Genomic DNA, 263 nt, shown 5'->3' on the forward strand with positions numbered 1-263 from the left:
GATCAGTTCCGGTACACCCCGCATGTAGTCGGTCGCGGCAACAAACGGTCCCTCATCGTCGCACAGGACCTCCGTGGCGAAGGGCTGCGGATGGCCGGCGGCAGGTTCACGCAACGCCGCCTTCTCGTACTCGACCCCGTCCCGGGCGAGTTCGCCCCACGACGTCACCGAGTAGATGTTCGCCCCGACGTTCCACTCGTCGGCCAGCAGTTGCTGTGCCTTCAGCGCGCTCGGCATCGTGATTCCCGAGACGAGGATGTTGG

Annotated in this window: 1 protein-coding gene; it reads right to left on the bottom strand. The window is 65.4% G+C overall.

Annotation, left to right across the window (positions count from 1 at the left end; all coding sequences use genetic code 11):
* On the bottom strand, positions 1-263 hold a 263-nt coding region (locus SB754_RS20940; protein ID WP_410784274.1), incomplete at both ends, for a transketolase-like TK C-terminal-containing protein.

The organism is Leifsonia sp. SIMBA_070 (genome assembly GCF_046534635.1).
In the GTDB taxonomy this organism is placed as follows: domain Bacteria; phylum Actinomycetota; class Actinomycetes; order Actinomycetales; family Microbacteriaceae; genus Leifsonia.